This window comes from Streptomyces sp. JLYT201 (genome assembly GCF_059448825.1).
The window spans coordinates 4,485,645-4,511,330 of the sequence record NZ_CM182551.1; the positions used below are offsets into that span (position 1 = coordinate 4,485,645).

At 71.8% G+C, this 25,686-nt stretch carries 23 protein-coding genes; 11 read left to right on the forward strand and 12 right to left on the reverse strand.

Features of this window, described 5'->3' with window-relative positions; genetic code table 11:
• Window positions 1-81: 81 nt before the first annotated feature.
• Together AC5WAM_RS18335 and AC5WAM_RS18340 are read left to right on the forward strand one after the other, a co-directional pair.
• Window positions 82-594 carry a PH domain-containing protein gene (locus AC5WAM_RS18335; protein ID WP_366794247.1) on the forward strand — a complete coding sequence of 171 codons (513 nt, stop codon included), beginning with the start codon at window positions 82-84 and terminating at the stop codon, window positions 592-594.
• A 14-nt stretch (window positions 595-608) separates the two neighbouring features.
• On the forward strand, window positions 609-1,949 hold the full coding sequence (locus AC5WAM_RS18340) for a PH domain-containing protein (protein WP_495523179.1): 1,341 nt from the start codon (window positions 609-611) through the stop codon (window positions 1,947-1,949).
• Between the two features lie 240 nt (window positions 1,950-2,189).
• Here the strand turns inward: AC5WAM_RS18340 and AC5WAM_RS18345 are convergent, their stop codons facing one another.
• The 4 genes from AC5WAM_RS18345 to AC5WAM_RS18360 all read right to left on the reverse strand — a co-directional run bounded on the left by AC5WAM_RS18345 (window position 2,190) and on the right by AC5WAM_RS18360 (window position 5,878).
• Window positions 2,190-3,263 (reverse strand): hypothetical protein, encoded by a 1,074-nt coding sequence (locus tag AC5WAM_RS18345; protein ID WP_495523180.1) that lies wholly within the window; start codon window positions 3,261-3,263, stop codon window positions 2,190-2,192.
• A gap of 159 nt (window positions 3,264-3,422) precedes the next feature.
• On the reverse strand, window positions 3,423-4,385 hold the full coding sequence (locus AC5WAM_RS18350; protein ID WP_495523181.1) for an ABC transporter substrate-binding protein: 963 nt from the start codon (window positions 4,383-4,385) through the stop codon (window positions 3,423-3,425).
• Window positions 4,386-4,460: 75 nt separating this feature from the next.
• Window positions 4,461-5,141, reverse strand: coding sequence for an ABC transporter permease (locus AC5WAM_RS18355; protein ID WP_138961108.1), 681 nt, complete (start codon window positions 5,139-5,141; stop codon window positions 4,461-4,463).
• A complete protein-coding gene (locus AC5WAM_RS18360) occupies window positions 5,138-5,878 on the reverse strand; it encodes an ABC transporter permease (RefSeq protein ID WP_138961106.1) in 741 nt (246 codons plus the stop codon). The genes AC5WAM_RS18355 and AC5WAM_RS18360 overlap by 4 nt, the downstream gene beginning before the upstream one ends.
• A 308-nt stretch (window positions 5,879-6,186) precedes the next feature.
• Between AC5WAM_RS18360 and AC5WAM_RS18365 the strand changes: the two genes are divergently transcribed.
• Window positions 6,187-7,344: an ABC transporter ATP-binding protein gene (locus AC5WAM_RS18365; RefSeq protein WP_495523182.1), complete on the forward strand. Its 1,158-nt coding sequence runs from the start codon at window positions 6,187-6,189 to the stop codon at window positions 7,342-7,344.
• Between the two features lie 181 nt (window positions 7,345-7,525).
• Here the strand turns inward: AC5WAM_RS18365 and AC5WAM_RS18370 are convergent, their stop codons facing one another.
• On the reverse strand, window positions 7,526-8,659 hold the full coding sequence (locus AC5WAM_RS18370) for an alpha/beta hydrolase (protein ID WP_366794252.1): 1,134 nt from the start codon (window positions 8,657-8,659) through the stop codon (window positions 7,526-7,528).
• A 280-nt stretch (window positions 8,660-8,939) separates the two neighbouring features.
• Here AC5WAM_RS18370 and AC5WAM_RS18375 point away from each other — a divergent pair, with 280 nt between their 5' ends.
• The 6 genes from AC5WAM_RS18375 (at window position 8,940) to AC5WAM_RS18400 (ending at window position 13,976) form a co-directional block, all read left to right on the forward strand.
• Window positions 8,940-10,757, forward strand: coding sequence for a phosphatidylglycerol lysyltransferase domain-containing protein (locus tag AC5WAM_RS18375; RefSeq protein WP_366794253.1), 1,818 nt, complete (start codon window positions 8,940-8,942; stop codon window positions 10,755-10,757).
• A 30-nt stretch (window positions 10,758-10,787) separates the two neighbouring features.
• A complete protein-coding gene (gene folP, locus AC5WAM_RS18380) occupies window positions 10,788-11,672 on the forward strand; it encodes a dihydropteroate synthase (RefSeq protein ID WP_366794254.1) in 885 nt (294 codons plus the stop codon).
• Window positions 11,669-12,298: a nuclear transport factor 2 family protein gene (locus tag AC5WAM_RS18385; RefSeq protein WP_495523183.1), complete on the forward strand. Its 630-nt coding sequence runs from the start codon at window positions 11,669-11,671 to the stop codon at window positions 12,296-12,298. The genes folP and AC5WAM_RS18385 overlap by 4 nt, the downstream gene beginning before the upstream one ends.
• Before the next feature lie 176 nt (window positions 12,299-12,474).
• Window positions 12,475-12,834: a dihydroneopterin aldolase gene (gene folB / locus AC5WAM_RS18390; protein WP_138961101.1), complete on the forward strand. Its 360-nt coding sequence runs from the start codon at window positions 12,475-12,477 to the stop codon at window positions 12,832-12,834.
• Window positions 12,831-13,427, forward strand: coding sequence for a 2-amino-4-hydroxy-6-hydroxymethyldihydropteridine diphosphokinase (folK, locus tag AC5WAM_RS18395; protein WP_366794256.1), 597 nt, complete (start codon window positions 12,831-12,833; stop codon window positions 13,425-13,427). Before folB ends, folK begins: the two co-directional genes overlap by 4 nt.
• A gap of 60 nt (window positions 13,428-13,487) precedes the next feature.
• Window positions 13,488-13,976: a DUF3180 domain-containing protein gene (locus tag AC5WAM_RS18400; protein WP_242720558.1), complete on the forward strand. Its 489-nt coding sequence runs from the start codon at window positions 13,488-13,490 to the stop codon at window positions 13,974-13,976.
• A 211-nt stretch (window positions 13,977-14,187) separates the two neighbouring features.
• On the opposite strand, the gene folE is transcribed toward AC5WAM_RS18400, so the two are convergent.
• The 6 genes from folE to dacB form a co-directional block, all read right to left on the reverse strand.
• Window positions 14,188-14,793, reverse strand: coding sequence for a GTP cyclohydrolase I FolE (gene folE, locus AC5WAM_RS18405; protein WP_138961098.1), 606 nt, complete (start codon window positions 14,791-14,793; stop codon window positions 14,188-14,190).
• Between the two features lie 113 nt (window positions 14,794-14,906).
• A complete protein-coding gene (gene ftsH, locus AC5WAM_RS18410) occupies window positions 14,907-16,943 on the reverse strand; it encodes an ATP-dependent zinc metalloprotease FtsH (protein ID WP_495523607.1) in 2,037 nt (678 codons plus the stop codon).
• Between the two features lie 203 nt (window positions 16,944-17,146).
• Window positions 17,147-17,707, reverse strand: coding sequence for a hypoxanthine phosphoribosyltransferase (hpt, locus tag AC5WAM_RS18415; protein WP_030679974.1), 561 nt, complete (start codon window positions 17,705-17,707; stop codon window positions 17,147-17,149).
• A gap of 76 nt (window positions 17,708-17,783) precedes the next feature.
• On the reverse strand, window positions 17,784-18,869 hold the full coding sequence (gene tilS, locus AC5WAM_RS18420) for a tRNA lysidine(34) synthetase TilS (protein ID WP_366794257.1): 1,086 nt from the start codon (window positions 18,867-18,869) through the stop codon (window positions 17,784-17,786).
• Window positions 18,870-19,106: 237 nt separating this feature from the next.
• Window positions 19,107-20,228, reverse strand: a complete 1,122-nt coding sequence (locus tag AC5WAM_RS18425; RefSeq protein ID WP_138961095.1) for a zinc-dependent metalloprotease — start codon at window positions 20,226-20,228, stop codon at window positions 19,107-19,109.
• A gap of 92 nt (window positions 20,229-20,320) precedes the next feature.
• Window positions 20,321-21,832 (reverse strand): D-alanyl-D-alanine carboxypeptidase/D-alanyl-D-alanine endopeptidase, encoded by a 1,512-nt coding sequence (dacB, locus tag AC5WAM_RS18430; protein ID WP_495523608.1) that lies wholly within the window; start codon window positions 21,830-21,832, stop codon window positions 20,321-20,323.
• 97 nt (window positions 21,833-21,929) lie between these two features.
• Between dacB and AC5WAM_RS18435 the strand changes: the two genes are divergently transcribed.
• Window positions 21,930-22,421, forward strand: coding sequence for an inorganic diphosphatase (locus tag AC5WAM_RS18435; protein ID WP_138966881.1), 492 nt, complete (start codon window positions 21,930-21,932; stop codon window positions 22,419-22,421).
• Window positions 22,422-22,604: 183 nt separating this feature from the next.
• A complete protein-coding gene (locus AC5WAM_RS18440) occupies window positions 22,605-24,263 on the forward strand; it encodes a threonine/serine exporter family protein (protein WP_366792230.1) in 1,659 nt (552 codons plus the stop codon).
• Between the two features lie 14 nt (window positions 24,264-24,277).
• On the opposite strand, the gene AC5WAM_RS18445 is transcribed toward AC5WAM_RS18440, so the two are convergent.
• Window positions 24,278-25,522 (reverse strand): DedA family protein, encoded by a 1,245-nt coding sequence (locus AC5WAM_RS18445; RefSeq protein ID WP_495523184.1) that lies wholly within the window; start codon window positions 25,520-25,522, stop codon window positions 24,278-24,280.
• Window positions 25,523-25,686: the final 164 nt, after the last annotated feature.

Consider the following 25,686-nt stretch of genomic DNA (forward strand, 5'->3'; position numbering starts at 1 on the left):
CTCCGTCGTGGGGCTCATGCGCACAGTCTGACGCACGGGCGCGGCCGCGCCACTGTCAGATGCCGTACGTAGGCTGGGGGCATGGAGACGGGGACGGGGGCGCCGGGGACGGCGCCCGGCGCGGACGCGGGCGAGCCGGTGTGGACCGGGCTGCCGCGCGGGCTGCTGAAGATGCGCCGGATGCTGCTCGTGGTCTGGCTGGTGCCGATGGCGGCGGCGCTCGGGGTGCTGCTCGGCCTGTTCGCCGGACCCGTCTGGACCGTCCTCGCGGCCCTCCCGCTCGCCCTCGCGGCCTGGGGCTGGGTCCTCCTGGAGCGCAACTGGCGCTCCTGGCGGTACGCGGAGCGGGTCGACGACCTGCTCATCAGCCGCGGCGTGCTGTGGCGCGAGGAGACGGTCGTTCCGTACGGCCGCATGCAGCTCGTCGAGGTGACCTCGGGGCCCGTGGAGCGCTACTTCGGCCTCGCGGGCGTCCAGCTGCACACCGCCGCGGCCGCCACGGACGCGCGCATCCCCGGCCTGGAGCCCCAGGAGGCCGAGCGCCTCCGCGACCGCCTCACCGAGCTCGGCGAGGCCCGATCGGCGGGGCTGTGACCGGGGAGCCGGCCGTGGGACCGCGCGCGGAGGCCGCGCCCGAGCCGCAGACCGGCCGGGGCGGCCCGGCGGAGCGGCGGCTGCATCCCGTGACACCGCTGCGGCGGGCCTGGGCGCCCGTCGCCGTGCTCATGGGCTGGGCCGTCCACGACCCGGACGGCGCCCAGCGCCGCATGGCCGACATGACCGCCACCTCGCTCGCCCTGGTCGCCACGGCGGTCGTCATCGGCGGCTCCCTGTACGGCTTCCTCAGCTGGTGGTACACGCACTACGCCGTCACCGACACCGAACTGCGCATCCGTACGGGCCTGGTGTTCCGACGCACCGCGCACATCCGGCTCGACCGGCTCCAGGCCGTCGACCTGACCCAGCCGCTCGCGGCCCGCGTCGCCGGCGTCACCAAGCTGAAGCTGGACGTCGTCGGCACGGACAAGAAGGACGAACTGGCCTATCTCGGCGAGCGCGACGCCACCGCGCTGCGCGCCGAGCTCCTCGCACGGGCCGCCGGTTTCGCCCCCGAGACGGTCCACGAGGTCGGCGAGGCGCCCTCGCGGCAGCTGCTGCACGTGCCGCCGCGCATGCTCGCCGTCTCCGTCCTGCTCACCGGCGCGCCCTGGCTGCTGCTGCTCGCCACGCTCGTCGTCCCGACCGTCCTGTGGTTCCTGACGCACAGCGTGTGGACGGTCATCGTGACCGGCATTCCAATGCTCGGCGGTGCCTTCGCCAGCAGCGTCGGCCGCTTCGTCGGGGAGTACGACTGGACGGTCGGCGAGTCCCCGGACGGTCTGCGCCTGGACCACGGGCTGCTCGACAAGGCGCACGAGACGGTGCCGCCGGGCCGCGTGCAGTCCGTACGGCTCGTGGAGCCGCTGCTGTGGCGCCGGTTCGGCTGGGTGCGGGTCGAGCTGGACGTGGCCGGGTCGGCGAACGGCGTGCTCGTCCCGGTCGCCCCGCGCGCGCTCGCCGAGTCGGTGATCGCGCAGGTCCTGCCGGGGGTGCGGGTGCCGGGCCCGGACGAGCTGTCCCGGCCGCCCGCGCGCGCGTCGTGGTGCGTCCCGGTGTGGTGGAAGGGGCACGGGCTCGCCGTCACCGACGCGGTGTTCGCCGCGCGGCACGGTCTGCTCCGGCGGCGGCTCTCGCTGGTGCCGCATGCGAAGGTGCAGAGCGTGCGCCTGGTGCAGGGGCCCTGGGAGCGGTTCAAGGGCGTCGCCGACGTGAAGGTGGACACCGGGGCGGGCCGTACGGTGACGGCTCGGCTGCGGCCCTCCGGGGAGGCGGCGGAGCTGTTGCGCGGGCAGGCGGAGCGCTCCCGTACGGGGCGCCGGGCCGCGCGGCCCGACCGGTGGATGGCCTGACCCTGCCTGCCCTCCGCGGGCAGCGCCCGCCACCGCTACCGCGGCGGACGCCTCCCGCCCTCCCGGCTGCAACTCCCCGGCCTCGCGAGGCCCGGCCCCGACGCGCAGCGCCTGCGCCGAGTGGGCGGTGCCGCCGCTACCGCGGCGGAGTTTCCCACCCTCCCGCCGCCTTGCGAGCCCGGCCCCGACGCGCAGCGCCTGCGGGTGGATATCCCCTACGGCCCTCGGCCGGGCATCCGCTCAGGCGCGCAGCGCCGTGCGCAGGCCCTTCAGGTCGATCTGCTCCGTCTCGTCGTGGGCGGTCAGGTCGATGACCTGGCCCACGCCGCGCTCCGCGTCGGTCGTCGCGTCCGACGGCTTGAACTCGGCCTCGGCCTCCGCCTTGTGGACCGCGAGGGCCTCCTCGCCCACGACGTCGGCGAGGTCCTCGTTCTGCACGGCGTCGAGGGCGGCCGGGGCCGCGCCCTTCGTGCCGAAGAAGTCGAAGCCGCCCTCTCCGGCGGTCCTGCGGACCTGCGCGGGCGGCACGACGGCCGCCGCGGCCGGAACCAGCTGGTGCGCGCCCACCGCGCGCTCGTGGCCCTCCACGGCCTCGTCGGCCGCCTCGGGCTCGGCGGCCGCCTCGGCTGCCTCAGGGGCGCTCGGCTCGTCGCCGTCCGCCGCGTCCGCCACGGCCTCCGGGGCGTCGGAGGCATCGGAGGTGTCGAGGTCCTCGGCGGCCTCGCCCTCGGCCTCGGGCTCGCCGTGCCGCCCCGCCAGGCGGTCGAGCGCCGCGTTGGCCCGCTCGTACAGCGAAGCCTCGGGCGTCACTTCCTCGGAGTCCTCCGAAGAGCCCGCGGGGAGCGCCCGCGTGGACGTCGTGGCCTCGATGGCGAGCAGCCGTCGCCCTTCGAGGGCGCTGGCACGCTCGGTCTCCGCCGTCGCGTACCGGCGCAGCAGCGCGGCGTGTTCGTTGCGCAGCGCGGCCAGCTCCGCCCGCTTGGAGCGCAGCTTGTTCTCCAGCTTGGAGCGCAGCTCACGCGCCTCGTCGAGGTCGGACTCGCACTCCGCTATGCGCTCCTCGTAACGCCACTCCTCGCTCGCGCGGGCCCGGCCGAGCTCCGCGACCCGCTTGCCCGCGGCCCGGTCCCAGCGGCGCATGACGACGGAGCCCAGGACGGCGCTCGCGGCCGCGGCGGCGGCGAGCCCGCGCAGCACGACGGGTTCCGCGAACAGCCAGGCGCCGCCGGCTGCGGCGAGGGAGAAGCCTGCGACCGCCGACGGAGGAAGCAGCCTGTGCAGTGGTGGGGAATGGCGGTGACGTCCACGTGGCATGGCCAGAAACTTACCGCGCGTAGGCGAAGTCTGGTGCCCCGCCCGCCAAAATCCCGGTGCCCCCACCGCAACTCCCCACCCCGCCGAGCCACTTCTTCTCCGACCGGCCACTCCACCGCCTCCGGCCGGATTTCGCAACCCGGCACGCGATCTCCGCGCTTACTTCTTGATCAGGCCCTTGGACTTCAGATAGTCCTGCGCGACATCGCCTTCCTTCTGGCGCTCCTCGTCGACCTTGCGGTTCAGTTCGATGAGATCGTCCGTCGTGAGCGTCTTGGTGAGCTTGCCGAGCGCGTCGGCTATCTCCTTGTCGCCCGCCGACTTCTCGTTCACGACGGGAAGGATGTTGTCGGCGTTCTGGAGCTTCTTGTCGTCCTCGAGGATCACGAGGCCGAAGTTCTTCAGCGTCGCGTCGGTGGTCGTCGTCAGGACCAGTTGGTCCGTGCCGTTCTTCACTGCCTGCTTCGACTGGGTGGTGCCGACGCCCTTGGGGTCGATTCCGGCGACGTCGATGCCGTACTTCTTCTTCAGTCCTGGGGCGCAGAACGGCCGCGTCTCGCATTCGTCACCGGCGGCGATCCTGACCTTCTCGCCGGACTTGCCAAGATCCGAAAGCGTCTTGAGCTTGTGCTCCTTCGCGTAATCCTTGGTCACCGCGAACGCGTTCTGATCGACCGCGCCGCCCGCCGGAAGCACCTTGAGGCCGCGCGGCTTCGCCAGCTTGGTCAGTTCGCTGACCGTGGCCCCCAGGTCACTGGACGCGACCGGCTCGGCGTCCGAGCCGTTCTTCTTCAGGTTCAGGAATTCCGCGAGCGTGGCCGCGTATTCGGGGGCGACGTGGATGGAGCCCTTCTTCAGCTCCGGCTCGTACACCTCGCGGTTCTGCACGGTCTTCACCGACGCGTCGTATCCGGCGTCCCGCAGCACGCCCGCGTACAGCTCGGCGAGCACCTTCTGCTCGGTGAACCGCGCCGAGCCCACCACGATCGCGCCCTTGCCGCCGGCCGAGCCCTTGTCGTCCTCCAGGCTGTCGCCGCCGCACGCGGCGAGGCCCGCGCCCAGTGTCACGACGGCCACGGCCGTCCCTGCCATCCGTCGCGCGCGACGCGTTCTGCTGTTCATCGGTGAACCACCATTCGAGAGTTTCAAGACCACAGGGGTGAAGAGAGGGGGAGGGCCCGAGGCCCCGTCGGGCGCTCAGGCACGCATACGGGACCGCCCCCGCATCGGGTCGCAGGCCCACCCCACCGCGACGAGCACACCCTCCACGGCCAGGGCGAGCAGCGCCACCAAGAAGGCGCCCGCGACCACCTGCGGCGTGTTCTGCAGATTGAACCCGGCCGTGATGATCCGGCCCAGGCCGCCCTCGCCCGCCATCGCGGCGAGCGTCGCCGTGGCGACGACCTGCACGGCGGCCGACCGCACCCCCGTCATGATCAGGGGGTACGCCAGCGGCAGCTCGACCCGCCCGAAGACCTGACGGCCGCTCATTCCCATGCCGCGCGCGGCCTCGACCACCGAGCGGTCCACCTCGCGCATGCCCACGTAGGCGTTCGTCAGGAGCGGTGGCACGGCGAACAGGACCAGGGCGATCAGCGTCGGCACGTCCCCGTGCTCCCCGAGCGGGGTGAGGGTGAGCAGGATGAGCACCGCGAGGGTCGGCACCGCGCGCCCCACGTTCGAGATGTTCACCGCGAGGGCGCCGCCCTTGCCGATGTGCCCGAGCAGCAGGGCGATCGGCAGCGCGATGGCGCACGACACGGCGAGGCAGACCCCGCTGAAGTAGAGGTGCTCGGCGAGCCGGTGCCACACCCCCTTCTCGCCCTGCCAGTTGGCGGACGTGGTCAGCCACTCATAGGCACCGGATATCGCGTTCATACGGGCTCAGCCACCTTGCCCACACCGGGGGCCGCGTCCGCTTTGCGCGAGAAGCGGCTCGTACGTATTCGATGCGCCCGGGTCCACGGGGTGAGCCAGCGCTGGAGCGCGAGCAGCAGCAGGTCGGCCGCGAGCGCGAGCAGGACGCACAGCACCGACGCCGTGAGCACCTGGGCCTTGAACTGGGTGTCGAGGCCGTCGAGGATCATCGTGCCCAGGCCGCCCTTGTCCACGATGGCGCCGACCGTGGTGAGCGCCACCGTCGAGACCGTGGTGATGCGCACGCCGGCGAGCAGCGAGGGCAGCGCCAGCGGCAGTTCGACCTCCCACAGCAGCCGCAGCGGGCCGTACCCCATGCCCTTGGCGGCCTCCCGCGCCTCCTCGGGGACCGCGCGCAGGCCCGCGAGGATGTTCCGCACGAGGATCGTCAGGGAGTACAGGACGAGGCCCGTGACGACGAGCGACGCGGACAGGCCGAAGAACGGAAGCAGCAGCGAGAACATCGCGAGCGACGGGATCGAGTACAGCACCGTCGTCACGCCGAGGATCGGCGCGGCGAGGAAGCGCCAGCGCCGCGCGAGCAGGGCGAGCGGCAGCGACACCGCCACGCCTATCGCCACGGACGCCGCCGTGATGCCGACGTGCTGCACCGTCGCGTCGATCAACTCCTGACTGCGCGAGCGGACGTACTCGCCGCAGATCCAGTCGTTCGTCACGAGACAGTTCCGCTTGCTCACCCGCCCCGCCTCCCCCGATTCCCCGAAGCCATGCCGATCGGACGTGTGCTCCATCGCACACGTGCCGCGTGTCCTGTCGACCGCACAGGCCGACCCGGTGCGCGGGCCGGGTGCGCCGACCGCGCGCGGCCCCTCCACCCGGGCCCCGCACGGACCGTGACACGTGCCCAAACGCACACGTCCATCTGTCCCGCGACCCTAACGCCGAGCACTGACAATCGCCGAGACTCGTCGTGCGGGCGCAACACGGCCTTCACAGACGCGGGCGCACCATGGCCCTCTCAGCACACGCGCCACAATGGGGACTCATGATCCGGTTCGAGCATGTGACCAAGCGGTACGCGGACGGCACGACGGCCGTCGACGACCTGTCCTTCGAGGTCAACGAGGGTGAACTGGTCACACTCGTCGGCCCTTCGGGCTGCGGCAAGACCACGACGATGAAGATGGTGAACCGGCTCATCGAGCCGACCAGCGGCCGGATATTCCTCGACGGTGACGACATATCGGACATCGATCCGGTCCACCTGCGCCGCCGCATCGGCTACGTCATCCAGCAGGTCGGCCTGTTCCCGCACAAGACGGTCCTGGACAACACCGCGACCGTCCCGCACCTCCTCGGCGTCAAGCGCGCCAAGGCCCGCGAGCGCGCCGCCGAGCTCCTCGACCTCGTGGGCCTCGACCCGGCGGTGTACGGCGACCGCTACCCCGAGCAGCTCTCCGGCGGCCAGCGCCAACGCGTGGGCGTGGCACGGGCGTTGGCGGCCGATCCGCCGGTGCTCCTGATGGACGAGCCGTTCGGCGCGGTCGACCCGGTGGTGCGCGAGCACCTCCAGAACGAGTTCCTCCGCCTCCAGCAGGCCGTGCGCAAGACCGTGTTGTTCGTCACGCACGACATCGAGGAGGCCGTCCGGCTCGGCGACCGCATCGCCGTCTACGGGCACGGCCGCATCGAGCAGTTCGACACCCCGTCGACCGTCCTCGGCGCGCCCGCCACGGAGTACGTCGCGGACTTCGTCGGGGCGGACCGGGGCCTGAAGCGCCTCTCCGTGACGCCGATCGAGGAGGGCGACCTGGAGCAGCCGCCGGTCGTGCACCTCGACGACGCGCTGCCCAGGGAGCTGGACGCCCGCTGGGCCGTCGTCCTGGACGGCGACAACAACCTGCACGGCTGGATCTCCGCGGAGCACGCGCGCGTGGGCACCGGTACGGTGCGCGAGCACGCGCGGCGCATGGAGGCGTGGCTGCCGGTGGGCGCGAGCCTGAAGCAGGCGTTCTCCACGATGCTCCAGCACGACGCGGGGTGGATCGCGGTCATCGACGAGCGCAGCGAGGGGCGGTTCCTCGGGGTGCTGACGCCGGCGCGGCTGCACGAGGCGCTGCGGCGCTCGACGACGGCGGACGCGTTGGACATCGCGCGCGGGGACGTCGAGCTGGAGAGCGTGGCTTCGGTGACGGGCGGCTGACACGGTCGCTCGGCACCGGGGTGCTGCACGACCGCGTCGGCCGCCCGCACCGAGCCCCGGGGGCCGGGCAGCCGTTTCAGCCTTCCGTAGCGGACCCCGAGGGCTGAACGACCGCTTCAGCCACCCTCAGCGGGCCCCAGAGGCCGAGCAACCGTTTCAGCCCTCCACAACGGGTCGAGGGCTACCGCACGTCCGAGCCGCCCGTCAGGCGTTCGCTCATCCACACCAGGGACCCCGGGATCTCCCGCCGCCACGTGTTGAAGTTGTGGCCGCCGCTGTCGAGGATCATCGACGAGACGCGCGTCGGCGGCTTCACCTTGTCGATGAACTTCAGGGTGTCCTTGTAGTTGCCCTCGCCCTTCTTGCTGCTGCTGAGCAGCAGGGAGGTCTTCGGGGGCGGCATGTGCTCCAGGTACCACATGAGGTTGGCCTGGTTCTCCAGGTCCTTGTCCCCGTGGAAGAGGTTGCCCGTGGTGACGTCCTGGGCGGCCTTGTAGTAGCCGGACAGGCTCGCCCCGGCGCCGTACACGTCGGGGTGGTGCATCGCGAGCTTCAGCGCGCAGTAGCCGCCCGTGGAGTCGCCGATGATGCCCCAGGAGTCGGGCTTCTTGCCCGCGCGGTAGTGCTGGGTGATGGCGTCCGGCAGGTCCCGGGCGAAGAAGGTCTCCGTCTGCGGGCCGCCGGGGATGTCCACGCACTCGGTGTCGCGCGGCGGCGCCACGGTCGGCCGGAGCATGACCAGGATCATCGGCTGCATCTTGCCCTGGCGGGCCTGCTTGTGGGCGGTCTGCGGGTAGTGCAGGCCCTTGATGAGCGCCTCGGCGGTGCCGGGGTAGCCGGTCAGGACGACGGCCGAGGGGAAGGTGCGGTGCTTGTACTGCGGCTGGAAGTACTCCGGCGGCAGATAGACGTACGCGGGGCTGGCGATCTTCGAGTTCCGGCCCTGGACCTGGACCTTCTGGATCTGGCCGCCGACACGGGGCGTCTCGCCGCCGGGGACGTCCACGGTCTGCGTGTCCGTGACCTTGACCGGGCCCTTCTCACCCTTGAGCACGTCGTGGTCCACGACGACGCCCTGTTCGGTCTCCTGGCCGAGCAGGTCCGCCCAACTGGCGTAGAACCCGAACGCCTGGTTGGTGTAGAGACCGATGGAGGCGAAGACCGCGACCTGCGTGGCGAGGAGCAGCCCGACGCGCCCGGTGATGGCGCGCCAGCTGCGGCGTGCGAGCCGCGGCCACAGCCAGATCGTGCCGATGAACAGCAGCACGGCCAGCGCGATCGCGAGTGCCAGCACTTTGTTGCTCGTGAGACCCATGGGAAGATCCTGCCTGCGCTTTCTGCCTGTTCACTCCCGGGGGCCGGAAGGGCGGGCTCCGGACTCGGGTCAGAGCCCTGGCCCGGGTTTGGCCGGGGCTTTCCTCGGCCTTGCCATGCCTTTTCCGCCAGCTTTGAGCTGGTTTTCCGGTTCGGAGTGAACCCGTGTCCCCGAAGGACCGTCCTAGAGGGCGCAATATTGCCGGTTGCCGGTTTTGGCACCGGATCGAAGCTCTCTCGCGGAACTACGGGATGCGATGTCTGTCAGGATAGATGGGGAAATGTCGGGTGTGGTTCCAGAAGGCAAGGGTGGGCTGCGCCGCATCCTCCGCGGCCCCCGCCCCGAAGCCGTCCCCACCCTGGTCGCCAGAGCCTGCACGCTCGTAGGGCTCCTGAACGTGGCGGCGGGGGTGTTTCCCCGCTTCCGCCACAGCCGTCTGCACACGTTCGCCGAGGTCCTGCCCGGTCTGTTCGGGCCGTTCGCCGCCGCGCTCGCGCTCAGCTGCGGCGTGCTCCTGCTGCTCCTCGCGCACGGTCTGCGCCGCAACAAGCGCCGGGCGTGGCGCGCCGCCGTGGTGCTGCTGCCGCTGGGCGCCGTGGCACAGTTCACATACCGTCACTCGTTCATCGGCGTGTTGATCCCGATCGCGCTGCTCGTGCTGCTGCTGCGGCACCGCAAGGAGTTCGCCGCGCTGCCCGACCCGCGCAGCCGCTGGCGGGCGCTCGCCAACTTCGTGGTGCTCGGCGCGGGGTCCCTCGCGCTCGGCCTGGTGATCGTCAGCGTGCACCCGGACAAGGTCGTGGGCGACCCCAGCATCTCCGAGCGCCTGATGCACGTCCTGTACGGCCTCTTCGGCGTCGAGGGCCCCGTCGACTACACGGGCCGCACTCCCTGGACCGTCGGCTTCTCGCTCGGCGCCCTGGGCCTGCTCACCGCCCTCACCACCATCTACCTGGCCTTCCGCCCGGAACACCCGGCGGCGCGCCTCACCGAGGACGACGAGACCCGGCTGCGCGAGCTGCTCGCCAAGCACGGCGGCCGCGACTCGCTCGGCCACTTCGCGCTGCGCCGCGACAAGGGCGTGGTGTTCTCGCCGAGCGGCAAGGCCGCGGTCACGTACCGCGTCGTGTCGGGCGTGATGCTGGCCTCCGGCGACCCCATCGGCGACGTCGAGGCCTGGCCGGGCGCGATCGAGCGCTTCATGGACGAGGCCAAGGCCCACTCCTGGACGCCCGCCGTCATGGGCTGCTCCGAGACGGGCGGCCAGGTGTGGACGCGCGAGACCGGCCTGGACGCCCTGGAGCTGGGTGACGAGGCGGTGGTGGAGGTCGCGGATTTCTCCCTGTCCGGGCGCGCGATGCGCAACGTGCGCCAGATGGTCAAGCGGATCGAGCGCAATGGCTACGAGACGCGCGTACGGCGCATCCGTGACCTCGGCGAGCAGGAGCTGGAGCGCATCCAGCGGGCCGCCGACGACTGGCGGGGCACCGACACCGAGCGCGGCTTCTCCATGGCCCTCGGCCGCATCGGCGACCCCTCGGACGGCGACTGCCTGATCGCGACCGCCCACAAGACCGACGAACAGCCCGGCCCGTACGGCGACTTGAAGGCCGTGCTGCACTTCGTGCCGTGGGGCAAGGACGGCGTGTCGCTCGACCTGATGCGCCGTGACCGCAGCGCCGACCCGGGCATGAACGAGCTGCTGATCGTGGCCGCGCTGCAGGCCGCCCCGCAGCTCGGCATCGCGCGCATGTCGCTGAACTTCGCGATGTTCCGCGCCGCCCTCGCGCGCGGCGAGAAGCTGGGCGCGGGGCCGGTCCTGCGGGCCTGGCGCGGACTGCTCGTCTTCCTCTCGCGCTGGTTCCAGATCGAGTCGCTGTACAAGTTCAACGCCAAGTTCCGGCCGCGCTGGGAGCCGCGCTTCGTGGTCTACCGCTCCAGCCGCGACCTCCCCCGGATCGGCTTCGCGGCCATGCAGGCGGAGGGCTTCGTGACCCTCGCGCTGCCGCGGTTCCTGCGCCGCCGCACGGCGGGGCCCCGCCCCTGCCCGCACCAGTCGGTGCGGTCGGCCGAGCAGCACGAGGTCCGTGCGGCGTAACACCCGCGCACCCGGGCCTAGGCTGGAGGCATGAGTACGTTGCGCGGGCGGGGATCGGTCGAGGGGCTCCCCCAGTGGGACCGCTGTGCGGTCATGGGTGTCGTGAACGTGACCCCCGACTCCTTCTCCGACGGCGGCCGCTGGTTCGACACCACGGCCGCCGTCAAGCACGGCGTCGACCTGGTCGCCCAGGGCGCCGACCTGGTCGACGTGGGCGGCGAGTCGACCCGTCCGGGCGCCCCGCGCGTGGACGAGGACGAGGAGCTGCGGCGCGTGGTGCCCGTCGTACGGGGCCTGGCCGCCGAGGGCGTCACGGTGTCCGTGGACACCATGCGCGCCGCCGTGGCCCGCCAGGCGCTCGCCGCGGGCGCGGTGCTCGTGAACGACGTCTCCGGAGGGCTCGCCGACCCGGACATGGTGCCCTCCGTGGCCGCCGCGGGCGCGCCGTTCGTGGTGATGCACTGGCGCGGCTTCCTCACGGACATGCACGCCAAGCCGGTGTACGAGGACGTGGTCTCCGAAGTCGTCGACGAGATCCACGCGCGCGTGGAGGCCGCGATCGCGGGCGGCATCGCCCCGGAGCGGATCGTCATCGACCCGGGCCTCGGCTTCTCCAAGGACGCCGAGCACGACCTGGCCCTCGTGGCCCATCTGGAGCGGCTGCGCGACCTCGGCCGCCCGGTGCTCGTCGCGGCCTCCCGCAAGCGCTTCCTCGGCCGGGTCCTCGCGGGCCCCGGCGGCTCGCCGCCCCCCGCCCGCGAGCGGGACGCGGCCACGGCCGCCGTCTCCGCGATCGCCGCCCACCAGGGCGCCTGGGCGGTCCGGGTGCACGAAGTGCGCGCGACGGCGGACGCGGTACGCGTGGCGCAGGCCGTGACGGACGCGGGCACGGCCGGAGCGGCGGGCGCTCGGTGACCCGCGCCAGAACGGACATCGAGCAGGTCGAAAGGGCGAACACCGCCTTCTACGAAGCACTGGAGCGCGGCGACTTCGACACCGTCACGGACCTCTGGCTGGACCAGGCGGACCTCGCGGACGGCACCGGCAGCGGCGGCCCGTCGAGCCTGACCAGCGCCCTCTCCCGCCTCCCCGTGGACCTGGAGGACGACGAGAGCCCCGGCACTCCCGACGGAACGGACGACGACAGCCGCGACGGCGGCGCCGACGGATTCGGCGAGGACGCGGACGACGGCGCCGCGATCTCCTGCGTCCACCCGGGCTGGCCGGTCCTCACCGGCCGCGGCGAGGTCCTGCGGTCGTACGCGCTGATCATGGCCAACACGGAGTACATCCAGTTCTTCCTCACCGACGTGCGGGTCAGCGTGGCCGGGGACACGGCCCTGGTGAGCTGCACGGAGAACATCCTCAGCGGCGGCCCGGCGCCCCGCGAAGGAGACGAGCTCGGCCCGCTCGTCGGACAGCTCGTGGTCGCCACGAACGTGTTCCGCCGCACGTCCGACGGCTGGAAGCTGTGGTCGCACCACGCGTCACCCGTACTCGCCGAGTCCGGCGACGACGAGGACGACGAGAGCCCCTCCTGAGGGAGTGGGGCCCCGCCCCGAGTGGGTAGGGGCACCGGCGGACGCCTGCGGCGGGGCCTTCCGGCGGCCCCGCGGACGAACGCTGTCGGTGCCCGCAGGTAGATTCGAATGTGGCTGGGGTGCCGACCGCACTCGGCAGGGACCGGCCGTACCGACGACTGTCAGGAGTGATTCGCGTGGATCGTGTCGCGCTGCGCGGCCTGAAGGCCCGCGGGCACCACGGTGTCTTTCCGCGGGAACGCGAGGAGGGCCAGACCTTCATCGTGGACCTGGTCCTGGGTCTGGACACCCGTGCGGCCGCTGCCGACGACGACCTGGCGAAGACCGTGCACTACGGCATCGTGGCGGAGGAGGTCGTGGCCGTCGTGGAGGGCGAGCCGGTGAATCTCATCGAGACGCTCTCCGAGCGCATCGCCCAGGCCTGTCTGAAGCACGACGGCGTCCTGGAGGTCGAGGTCACCGTGCACAAGCCGGACGCCCCGATCACCGTCCCGTTCGACGACGTGACCGTCACCATCACCCGGAGCCGCGTATGACCCCCCACAGCGACCCCACCGTCCAGCCGGTCCCCGCCTCCGTGGTGGAGCAGGTGGACGCCGCCGACACCACGCTCTCCAACCCCCGCCGCGCCGTGCTCTCCCTCGGCGCGAACCTGGGCAACCGCCTGGAGACCCTCCAGGGCGCCGTCGACGCCCTGGAGGACACCCCGGGCCTGCGCGTCAAAGCGGTCTCCCCCGTGTACGAGACGGAGCCCTGGGGCGTCGAGCCCGGCTCGCAGCCCTCGTACTTCAACGCGGTGGTGGTCGTGAAGACCACCCTCCCCCCGGCCTCGCTCCTGGAGCGCGCGCAGGCCGTCGAGGAGGCCTTCCACCGCGTCCGCGACGAGCGCTGGGGCGCCCGCACGCTCGACGTGGACATCGTGGCGTACGCCGACGTCGTCTCGGACGACCCGGCGCTCACCCTGCCGCACCCGCGCGCGCACGAGCGGGCCTTCGTGCTCGTCCCGTGGCACGACGTGGAGCCGGAGGCACGGCTCACCGGCCGCGGCCCGGTCGCCGACCTGCTCGAGGACGTCACCCGCGAAGGCGTCACGCCGCGCGCCGACCTGGAACTCCGCCTGCCCGAGTAGTCGTTAGGGTCTACCGAGAAGGCGGCAGCGGGACACAGGCAAAAAGGGGCGACCTCCGGAATGAAGCAACTGCGCGTGAGGACGCTGGCAGGTCTCTTCGTCGTCGCCGGAGTGCTCTCCTGGGCGGGCGCCCGGCTGTGGAACTCCGTGGACACGCTGCCGCGCGTGCCCCTCGCCGCGCCCATCGTCCTCGCGGTGATCGCCGTGGTGCTCCTCGCCACGGCGATCTCGCTGCGCGCCCGGCTGCGGGCCCAGCGCGAGCGGCGCCCCGGAGCCAAGGGCGTCGAGCCGCTGATGGCGGCCCGCGCGGTGGTCTTCGGCCAGGCGAGCGCCCTGGTCGCGGCCCTGGTGTGCGGGATGTACGGCGGCGTGGGCGTCTTCCTGCTCGGGTTCCTCGACATCCCCGACCGGCGCGACCAGGCGTACTACGCGGCCTTCTCGGTGGTCGCGGGCATCGGCGTGATAGCGGCCGCGTTCTTCCTGGAGCGCGTGTGCAAGCTGCCGGAGAACGGCGACGACGAGCACGGCGGCGCGGCCCCGGCGGCCTGACCCGACCGCACCGACCCGACCGCACCGGCGGAGCCCCGGCCGCACCGACACCGCCGCCCCAGCGAAGCCCCGGCAGCGCCCGGGGCTGTCCCGGCGGCGTGACACCGACGCCCCACAGCGCCTCACCGGCCCCACAGACGCCCGCGGCCCCCCGCAGGAGCTCCCGCTCCCCCGGAGGGCCGTCACGCCGCGTACGGGCCTCTCAGCCGCCTCAGCGCGCCAGTATCAGGCTCATCGCCTCGGCACGGGTCGTCGCGTCCCTGAGCTGGCCGCGCACCGCCGACGTCGTGGTCTTGGCACCTGGCTTGCGGATGCCCCGTACCGACATGCACATGTGCTCGGCCTCCACGACGACGATCGCGCCGCGCGCTTCGAGGATGCGCATCAGGGAGTCGGCGATCTGCGTGGTCAGCCGCTCCTGGACCTGCGGGCGGCGGGCGTAGACGTCGACGAGCCGGGCCAGCTTCGACAGGCCCGTGATCTTGCCGGAGTCCGCGGGGATGTAGCCGACGTGCGCCACGCCGTGGAACGGCAGCAGGTGGTGCTCGCAGAGGCTGACGATCTCGATGTCCTTCACCAGGACCATCTCGTCGTGGCCCAGGTCGAACGTGGTCGTCAGGACGTCCTCGGGCTCCTGGCGGAGCCCGGAGAGTATCTCCCGGTAGGCGCGCGCCACCCGGGCCGGAGTGTCGCGCAGGCCTTCACGGTCCGGATCCTCGCCGACCGCGATCAGCAGCTCCCGCACGGCGTTCTCGGCCCGCTTCTCGTCGAACTCGCCGATCGAGCCCTCGCCGGCCAGCGTCACGGGGTCGGTCATCTGTGCCTCGTTCCTGGTTCCTGGTACTTGCGGACGGCCGAAAAGAGCCGTGCCCCCCAGGCTAGAACCAGGGGGGCACGGCATCCATTCCGGGCCTGCTGAGGCGCGCGGGATCAGCTCTCGGGGCGGTCCTCCGGGGCCACCTCGAGGGACTTGGTCTCCGCGCCGGAACCGCTGGAGGCGGTCACCGCGGGGGAGGCACCGTTCGCGCCGTTCGTCAGGGACAGCTCCTTGGGCGAGAGCACCGGCGGGCGGGTCGACGGCGTGCGCCGCGTGGAACCCGTCCAGGCCGGGCGGGCCGGGCGCTTGACGATCGGGGCGAAGACCTCGGCGATCTCCTCCTTGCCGAGGGTCTCCTTCTCGAGCAGCGCGAGGACCAGGTTGTCCAGGACGTCGCGGTTCTCGACGAGGATTTCCCAGGCCTCGTTGTGCGCGGTCTCGATGAGCTTCTTGACCTCTTCGTCGACCAGCGCCGCGACCTCTTCCGAGTAGTCCCGCTGGTGCGCCATCTCGCGCCCGAGGAACGGCTCGGTGTTGTCGCCGCCGAACTTGATCGCGCCGAGCCGCTCGGTCATGCCGTACTGCGTGACCATCGCGCGGGCCGTGGCGGTGGCCTTCTCGATGTCGTTCGCCGCACCGGTGGTCGGGTCGTGGAAGACGAGCTCCTCCGCCGCGCGGCCGCCCAGCATGTACGCCAGCTGGTCCAGCATCTCGTTGCGCGTGGTGGAGTACTTGTCCTCGTCCGGGAGGACCATCGTGTAGCCGAGGGCACGGCCGCGGGACAGGATCGTGATCTTGTGAACCGGGTCGGAGTTCGGGGAAGCCGCCGCGACCAGGGCGTGTCCGCCCTCGTGGTACGCGGTGATCTTCTTCTCCTTGTCGGACATGATCCGGGTCCGCTTCTGCGGGCCCGCCACGACGCGGTCGATGGCCTCGTCCAGCATGTGGTTGTCGATGAGCTTCTTGTCGCTGCGGGCGGTGAGCAGCGCCGCCTCGTTCAGCACGTTGCTCAGGTCGGCGCCGGTGAAGCCCGGGGTGCGGCGGGCGACCGCCGCGAGGTCGACGTCCGGGGCGACCGGCTTGCCCTTCTGGTGGACCTTGAGGATCTCCAGACGGCCCTGCATGTCCGGGCGGTCGACGGCGATCTGCCGGTCGAAGCGGCCGGGCCGCAGGAGGGCCGGGTCGAGGATGTCCGGGCGGTTCGTGGCGGCGATCAGGATGACGCCGCCCTTCACGTCGAAGCCGTCCATCTCGACGAGCAGCTGGTTGAGCGTCTGCTCGCGCTCGTCGTGACCGCCGCCGAGGCCGGCGCCGCGGTGGCGGCCGACGGCGTCGATCTCGTCGACGAAGACGATCGCCGGGGCGTTCGCCTTGGCCTGCTCGAAGAGGTCTCGGACACGGGAGGCACCGACACCGACGAACATCTCGACGAAGTCGGAACCGGAGATCGAGTAGAACGGGACGCCCGCCTCGCCCGCGACGGCGCGCGCGAGGAGCGTCTTGCCCGTACCGGGCGGGCCGTACAGCAGCACGCCCTTGGGAATCTTGGCGCCGACCGCCTGGAACTTGGCGGGCTCCTGGAGGAACTCCTTGATCTCGTGGAGCTCCTCGACCGCCTCGTCCGAACCGGCGACGTCGGCGAACGTCGTCTTGGGGGTGTCCTTGGTGATGAGCTTCGCCTTGGACTTGCCGAAGTTCATGACCCGGCTGCCGCCGCCCTGCATCTGATTCATCAGGAACAGGAAGACGACGACGATCAGGACGAAGGGGAGGAGCGACAGCAGGATGCCGACGAAGGGGTTCTGCTTCGACGGCGAGACGGTGTAACCGTCGGGGATCTGCTTGTCGTTGAACTTGGCCTGCAGCATCTTGGCGATGTCGACGCCCTGGTCGCCGATGTAGCTCGCCTGGATCTTGCTGCTGCCCTTGACCTTCTGGCCGTCCTTGAGCTCGACCTTGATGGTGTGATCGTCACCGGTCGTGAGCTTGGCCGACTCGACCTTGTTGTCGTCGATGGCCTGCACGACCTGGCCGGTGTCCACTGTCTTATAGCCGCCACCCGAACCGACGACCTGCATCAACACGACCACGGCAAGGACGGCCAGCACGATCCACATGACTGGCCCACGGAAGTATCGCTTCACGTCCATCCACACGGAGCGATGCCGCTCCGTACCTCCTGCCATAGTGAGTTTGATAAAAGACTGTTCTTCGGACGGTACCCCAGCATTGTCACCCGAAGCCGCACGGGACGGCTGGCAATCCCGCCTTCGCATGCTCCAACGGCGGGAAACGGCTGGGGGTTCCCGGGCGTCTTACGCCGCCCGGGCCTCCCCGCGCAAGTCGAGCGCCGTCAGCCGCCGTACACGTGCGGGGCGAGGGTGCCCACGAACGGCAGGTTGCGGTACTTCTCCGCGTAGTCCAGGCCGTACCCGACGACGAACTCGTTCGGGATGTCGAAGCCGACCCACTCGACGTCGATCGCGACCTTCGCGGCCTCCGGCTTGCGCAGCAGCGTGCACACCTTGAGGGATGCGGGCTCGCGCGAGCCGAGGTTGGACAGCAGCCAGGACAGGGTCAGGCCGGAGTCGATGATGTCCTCGACGATCAGGACGTGCTTGCCCTTGATGTCGGTGTCGAGGTCCTTGAGGATCCGGACCACGCCGGAGGACTGGGTGCCCGCGCCGTACGACGACACCGCCATCCAGTCCATGGTGACCGGGGTGGACAGGGCGCGAGCCAGGTCCGCCATGACCATGACGGCGCCCTTGAGCACGCCGACGATGAGCAGGTCCTTGCCCGCGTACTCCGCGTCGATCTTCGCGGCCAGCTCAGCCAGCTTCGCGTCGATCTCTTCCTTGGTGATGAGCACCGACTGGAGGTCGGTGCCCATGTCTTTCGCGTCCACCCGCATCACTTTCGGTCGTCCCACCGGCCCGCGGAGAAGAGTCGGGAAAACAGCTGGAATCAGTTGCAACCGGTCTTCCGCGTCAGCCTTGCCGGATCACCAGTCTGCCACCCTGCCGCTGAGCGACGACTTTGCCCGGGAGATTGATGGCCCCCTGGCCGCGCCATCCGGTGATGAGCCGGTCGACCTCTTCGATGTGCCGGGCGAACAGCGCGCCCGCCGGAGCACCGGCCTCGATGGCCGCCCGCCGCACGATGCGGCGGCGCACCGCGGGCGGGAGGGCGAAGAGCTTCGCGCACTCCAGGCGTCCGTTCGCGTCGCGCACGGAGGTCTCGGCCTGGGCGGCCCAGGCGTCAAGCGCGTCGGCGTCGTCCCGGGACAGTTGGGCCGTACGGGCGAGGGCCTCCACGACGCCCTTGCCGAGCGCCTTCTCCAGGGCGGGCAGGCCCTCGTGGCGCAGGCGGGAGCGGGTGTAGGCCGGGTCCGCGTTGTGCGGGTCGTCCCAGACCGGCAGGGACTGGACCATGCACGCCTTGCGCGCGGTCTGCCGGTCGATGTGCAGGAACGGCCTGCGGTAGCGGCCCTGGGTGCCGGACACGGCGGCCATGCCGGACAGGGAGCGGATGCCGGAGCCGCGCGCGAGGCCGAGCAGGACCGTCTCGGCCTGGTCGTCGCGGGTGTGTCCGAGCAGCACGGAGGCGGCGCCGTGGCGGTCGGCGACGGCGTCGAGGGCCGCGTACCTGGCGTCGCGGGCGGCGGCTTCCGGGCCGCCGCCGCGGCCCACCGACACGGCGAGCGACTCGACCGGGTCGAGGCCGAGGGCGGTCATGCGCGCGACGACCTCGGCGGCCCGCAGGTCGGAGCCCGCCTGAAGGCCGTGGTCGACGGTGACGGCGCCGGCGCGGATGCCCAGCTTGGGGGCTTCGAAGGCGAGGGCGGAGGCGAGCGCCATGGAGTCGGCGCCGCCCGAGCACGCCACGAGCACGAGCGGCGAGGGGAGCGGCTCGTGTGCGGGGAGCGTCGGGCGTGAGGTCGGGGAGGCGTGCGCGTCTACGTGGGGGGCGTGCGGGGAGTCGAGTTCGCGCTGGGCGGCGACGTCGGTCAGTACGTCGTGAAGTACGCGGCGGACCGCCAGGCGTATCGCCGCGACCGCAGGATGGGGACCCATTCCGGTTGGTTCCCTTCATGAAGTTCGGGGGGTGAGCCTCGGGGCTGTCACTCAGCGCCCTCGCGTGGGGGTCGCGAGGTACGGATCCCATGATCCCCACACAATCGGTCACTGAGAGTGTGTCGATGGTGACAGAACCGAGCCGTTACCCGAGCATTGCACGCCTACCCATGGCTCACGGTCCCTCGGACGGGTGATAACGGGGGCGTTCTCCTGCCGTCGGCCGCATCTGTTCGCTCAGTCTGCCTTACGGTGCACCCGCGCGACCCAGTCCGCTGGTTTGGCGATCTCCGCCTTGGTGGGAAGCGTGTTCGGAGAGGTCCATACGCGGTTGAACCCGTCCATGCCGACCTCGTCGACGACGGCCCGCACGAAGCGCTCCCCGTCGCGGTACTGCCGCAGCTTGGCGTCCAGGCCGAGGAGCTTGCGCAGGGCCTGGTCGAGGCGGCTCGCACCGCGCTGGCGGCGCTCCTTGAACTTCTCGCGGATCTCGCCGACGGACGGCACGACACCGGGGCCGACGCCGTCCATCACGTAGTCCGCGTGGCCCTCCAGAAGGGACATCACGGCCGTCAGGCGGGCCAGGATCTCGCGCTGCGTCGGGGTCTGCACCAGGTCCACGAAGGAGCGGCCGCCGTCGTCCTCCTCGGCCTCCGGGCGGCCGCCCGCCAGGCTCTGCGCGGCCTCCCTGATGCGCTCCAGGACGGTCATCGGGTCCACCTCGGTCTCCCCGAGGAAGGCCTGGATCTCGCTCTCCAGGTGGTCGCGCAGCCACGGCACGGACGAGAACTGGGTGCGGTGCGTCTCCTCGTGCAGGCACACCCAGAGGCGGAAGTCGTGCGGGTCGACGTCCAGTTCGCGCTCCACGTGCACGATGTTCGGCGCCACGAGGAGGAGCCTGCCGCCGCCGTTCGCCCCGGCGGGCAGCTCGCGGGTGGCGGGGGCGAAGGTCTCGTACTGGCCGAGGACCCGGGACGCGAGGAAGGACAGCAGCATGCCGAGCTCCACGCCCGTCACTTTGCCGCCGACCGCGCCCAGGACGGCGCCGCCCGGGCCGCCGCCGCGCCGGTCCTTCATCTTCTCCAGGAGGGGCTTGAGGACCTCGCGGAACCCGGCCACGTTCGCCCGGACCCAGCCCGCGCGGTCGACCACGAGCACGGGTGTGTCGTGTGTCGCGTCCGTACCCATCCTGGTGAAGGAACGGACGTGCTCCTCCGAGGACTTGGCGTGCCGGCGCAGCTCCGCGACCACGGCGCGGGCCTCGTCCCGGCTCACCTCCGGGCCCGGCCGCACGAGCCGGGTCGCGGTCGCCACCGCGAGATTCCAGTCGACCATCTCCGCACCACCGAGGCTCGTCATGTGTCAACGGTACGTGGTCGGCCGCGCGCGCGTACCGGGTTGGGGCGCCCTTCGGCCGGGCCCGGCGGCGGCACCGGGCCCGGTGGACGCGGCTACGGGGCGCAGCCGCAGGCGGCTGTCGCCGAGGCCATGGCGTCCAGGGCCGCCTGGGCCCCGACCGCGTCCGTCGTGCCCGTCGTCATGAAGGCGAAGGCCAGGAGCCGCCCGTCGGCGGTGACGACCGTGCCGGCCAGGGCGTTGACGCCGGTGAGCGTGCCGGTCTTGGCGCGGACCAGGCCCGTGCCCGGCGACCCCTTCGGGTAGCGGTCGACGAGGGTGCCGGTGAAGCCCGCGACGGGCAGGCCGGTGACCACGGAGCGCAGTTCGGGGTGGTCGCGGTCGGCGGCGCGGGCGAGCAGCGCGGCGAGCAGGTCCGCGCTGAGCCGGTCCTCGCGGTCGAGGCCGCTGCCGTCGGCGAACTTCGCCCCCGACAAGGGGAGGTCGAGCTTCCGCAGACGGGCGCGGATCGCCCGGGAGCCGCCGTCGAAGCTCGGCCGCTGCCCGCTCGCCCTGGCCGCCTCGCGCGCGAGGGCCTCGGCGATGTCGTTGTCGCTGTGGGTCAGCATGCGCTCGACGAGCACGGAGAGGGCGGGCGACGAGGTCCGCGCCAGCTTGCCCGCGCGCGGGGAGGCCTTGGCGCGGGCGGGGTCGCCCTGCACGTCCAGGCCCCGCTCGCGCAGCAGGTCCGCGAACTTGCCTGCGGCGTCCGCCGCCGGGTCGGTGCTGCGCGGGGCGGGGCCCGAGGTGGAGTCGTCGAGGCGGCCCTCGTCGACCATGAGGGGGCTGACCGGCGTGATGTTCTCGTTCGGCCCGATGGGGTGCTGCGCCGGGCCCGCGTACCGGGAGGTGTCGTAGGCGAGCGTCACCCGGCCCTTGGTGCCGCGCTTCTTCAGGGCGCGGGACGTGTCGTCGGCCAGGGCGCGCAGGCTGGCGAAGCCCGTCACGTACCGGCCCTCCTTGCGGGCGGTCAGCGTGGGGTCGCCGCCGCCGACGAGGACGACCTTCCGGGAACCGGGTTCGAGGACGGTCCGCGTGGTGAGCCGGTGGTCGGGGCCGACGGCGGCGAGCGCGGCCACCGCCGTGGCGATCTTCGTGGTGGAGGCGGGTGTCAGGGCGTCGCCCGCGCGCTCGCCGTACAGGCGCTTGCCGGTGGCGACGTCGACCACGACCGCGGCCCGCTCGGGGCCGAGCGCCCGGTCCTTCAGGACCGGGTCCAGGACGTCGGAGAGCGCCTTGCCGCCCGGCTTCGCGCGGGCCGGGGCGCCGAGCCCGGCGAGCACGGCCGGGGCGCTCGGAGCGGCCTGCGGGCCCCGCATTCCCGGAAAGCCGAGGTGATCTGCGCCACCCCCGGCTTCCTGAGAGGCGGCGGAGCGACGCTCCGCCGTACGCTGACCGGAGGAGTCCCAGGGCCCGGCCGCGGTGACCGCCACGGCCGCGACGGCGAGGCCCACGGCGGCGGAGCCCGTCGTGACCTGCCACGTCTTGGCTGTCCGGAGCTGTCCGGCAGGCCCGACGGCAAGCCGCCGCAGCAGCGGCAGCGGCCGCCGAAGCCACCGCCGAGTCATGCGCTCGTCCACGACGACCTGCCCCTTTCGCGATCACACATCTGCGTGAGGGACACTTAACCACCCGAAGTATGTGCTGATCATGGAGGAGCCACCCGTGGAGTTCGACGTCACCATCGAGATTCCGAAGGGTTCGCGGAACAAGTACGAGGTCGACCACGAGACCGGCCGCATCCGCCTGGACCGTCGACTCTTCACGTCCACCAGCTACCCGGCGGACTACGGCTTCGTCGAGAACACCCTGGGCGAGGACGGCGACCCGCTGGACGCCCTGGTGATCCTGGACGAGCCGACCTTCCCCGGTTGCCTCATCAAGTGCCGCGCGATCGGCATGTTCCGGATGACCGACGAGGCGGGCGGCGACGACAAGCTGCTGTGCGTCCCGGCCTCCGACCCGCGCGTCGAGCACCTGCGCGACATCCACCACGTGTCCGAGTTCGACCGCCTGGAGATCCAGCACTTCTTCGAGGTCTACAAGGACCTGGAGCCCGGCAAGTCCGTCGAGGGCGCCGACTGGGTGGGCCGCGCCGACGCCGAGGCCGAGATCGAGGCCTCGTACAAGCGCTTCCAGAGCAACGGCGGCCACTGAGCCGCACGCACACCAACGGGCCGTGTGACCCCTCCTGGGGTCACACGGCCCGTTTGTGTGCCCCGACGCATACTGAGACGAGCGAAAACGGCAACGATCAATGGAGAGTCGCCCACAACGGGTGACCACGTCCGCGAGAGCGGCGCGCCGGTTCGGGCGCATGGAAGGGAGCGAGGGGAAGCGGTGGCTGACCCGGAGGACGAGGACCGCAAGCCGCAGTCGGACGAGGCGCGCAGCGCCTTCGCCCCGGTGGGCGGGGTCGAGCAGACGGCGGCGCCGGAGGAGGACCACCCGTCCTCGGAGTTCACCATCCCCACGGGGCTGAGAATCCCCGTCGCGCCCGAGGACAAGGAGTCCTCGGCCTTCACCACCCCGCAGGCGTACGACGGACGGCAGACGCCGCCCGCCTTCACGCCGCCGGGCGGTGTGCCGGTGGTCCGGCTCACCAAGGAGGCGCCCTGGCAGGACCGGATGCGCACGATGCTGCGCACCCCGGTCGCCGAGCGCCCGGCCCCCGAGGCCACGCAGCGGCACGAGGACGAGTCCGGGCCCGCCGTGCCGCGCGTGCTCGACCTGACGCTGCGCATCGGGGAACTGCTGCTCGCGGGCGGCGAGGGCGCCGAGGACGTGGAGGCGGCGATGTTCGCCGTCACGCGCGCGTACGGCCTGGACCGCTGCGAGCCGAACGTGACGTTCACGCTCATCGCCATCTCGCACCAGCCCTCGCTCGTCGACGACCCCGTCACGGCGTCGCGTACGGTACGCCGCCGGGGCACCGACTACACGCGGCTGCAGGCCGTCTTCCGGCTCGTCGACGACATCAGCTCCGAAGAGGTCGACGTCTCCCCGGAGGAGGCCTACCGGCGTCTCGCCGAGATCCGGCGCAACCGCCACCCCTACCCGGGGTGGGCCCTGACGGCGGCGGGCGGGGTGCTCGCGGGCGCCGCCTCCGTGCTCGTGGGCGGCGGGGTCGTGGTGTTCGTCGCGGCGGCGATCGGCGCGATGCTGGGCGACCGCCTTGCGTGGCTGTGCGCCGGGCGCGGGCTTCCGGAGTTCTACCAGTTCGTGGTGGCGGCGATGCCGCCCGCCGCGATGGGCGTGGCGATCAGCCTCCTCGATCTGCCGGACGTACGGGCCTCCGCGGTGATCACCGGTGGTCTTTTCGCGCTGATCCCGGGGCGGGCCCTGGTCGCGGGCGTGCAGGACGGCCTGACCGGCTACTACATCACCGCCGCGGCCCGGCTCCTGGAGGTCGGGTACCTGATCGTCGGGATCGTCTGCGGCGTCCTGCTCGTGCTCTATCTGGGCGTGCAGCTGGACGCGGGGCTCAACCCGGAGACGTCGATCCACTCCACCGACCGGCCGCTGATCCAGATCCTCGCGTCCATGGCGCTGAGCTGCGCCTTCGCGATCCTGCTCCAGCAGGAACGATCCACCGTGCTGCTCGTGACCCTGAACGGCGGCGTGGCCTGGGTCGTGTTCGGCGCGCTCGCCCGGGCCGGGGACATCTCGCCGGTGGCCGCGACGGCCGTCGCGGCGGGTCTGGTGGGCCTGTTCGGGCAGCTGCTCTCGCGCTACCGGTTCGCGTCCGCGCTGCCGTTCGTGACGGCGGCGATCGGTCCGCTGCTGCCCGGTAGCGCCACGTACTTCGGGCTTCTGGAGATCGCCCGCAACAACCTCAACCCGGGGCTGGCCTCGCTGTCCAAGGCGGCGGCGCTCGCCCTCGCCATCGCGATAGGGGTGAATCTGGGCGGGGAGCTGTCGCGGCTCTTCCTCAAGGGACCGCGGCCGCCGCAGGAGGCACAGGGGCGCCGCGCGGCCAAGCGGACGCGCGGCTTCTAGTCCGTCCTGCCCGGTCAGTACCGGGGGTGGCCCTGCTGGGGCTCTTCGGGGTGCTGCGGCTGCCGGCCCGGGTACTGGCCCTGCTGGTGCTGCTGGGCCTGCCGCGGGGCCTGCTGGTGCTGCTGCGGGGCCTGCTGGTGGGGGTAGGGCTGCTGGGCCTGGTACTGCTGCTGGCCGTCCGCGGGGGCGGCGTACTGGCCGCCGTGCCGGCCCTCGTACTGGTTGCCGTACTGGCCGCCGTGCTGGTTCCCGTACTGGTTGTCGTAGGGGTACGGCTGCTGGGGCTGGTACTGCTGCTGGCCCTCGTAGGGAGCGGCGTACTGCTGGTGGTCGGCGTGGCCGCCGTACTGCTGGTGCTGGGGCTGCTGGCCGGAGTGCTGGCCGGGGTGCTGGTACTGCTGCTGGTACTGGCCGCCGGGGTACTGGGGCTGCTGGGCCTGGTACTGGGACTGGTCGGGGTACTGGCCCGGGTACGAGGACTGCTGGTGCTGGTGCTGCTGGTGCTGCTGCGACTGCTGGCCCGGGTACTGCGGCTGCTGCGGCTGGTACTGGCGCGCGGCCTCGGGGGTGCTCGCGGAGGTGTCGTCCTGGGCCGCCGGGGAGGCCGGGGCCGCTGCCGGGGCCTGGGCGGCCGCCTTCTTCTTCTGCGAGCGGGCCCGCAGGAACTCGATGATGATCGGGACCACCGAGATGAGGACGATCAGGATGAGGATCGCCTCGATGTTCTTGTGCACGAACTCGTGCTTGCCCAGCCACGCGCCGAGCAGCGTGACCCCCGCGCCCCACAGGATGCCGCCGATGACGTTGAACGTGATGAACGAGCGGTAGCGCATGCCGCTGACGCCCGCGATGATCGGCGTGAACGTGCGCACGATCGGCACGAAGCGGGCCAGGACCAGGGACTTCGGACCGTGCTTCTCGAAGAACTCGTGGGCCTTGACCACGTTCTCCTGTTTGAAGAGCTTGGAGTCCGGGCGGTTGAACAGGGACGGGCCGACCTTCTTGCCGAAGAGATAGCCGGCCTGGTCACCGGCGATCGCGGCGATGCAGATCAGGATGCAGGCCAGCCACAGCGGAGTGTCCAGCTTGTCCGTCGTGATCAGCAGGCCCGTGGTGAACAGGAGCGAGTCGCCCGGCAGGAAGAAGCCGATGAGCAGCCCCGACTCGGCGAACACGATGAGGAGCAGGCCCCACAGACCGAACTGGTTCAGCAGGTAGTCCGGATCCAACCAGGTTGGTCCGAGCGCAAGCGTCTGCACGGTTCCGGGCTCCTGTGGGTGTGAGGGGTATGGAGGAGGGGGTGCGGGGCGGGCCGTGCGTGGTGATGGCTTCGGCCACGCCGCTCAAAGCTATCAACGCGGGCCGGGAGCGACAGGTTCCACCGCTCGAATCCCGCTGGGCGCACGGCCCGCACACTCCTCGC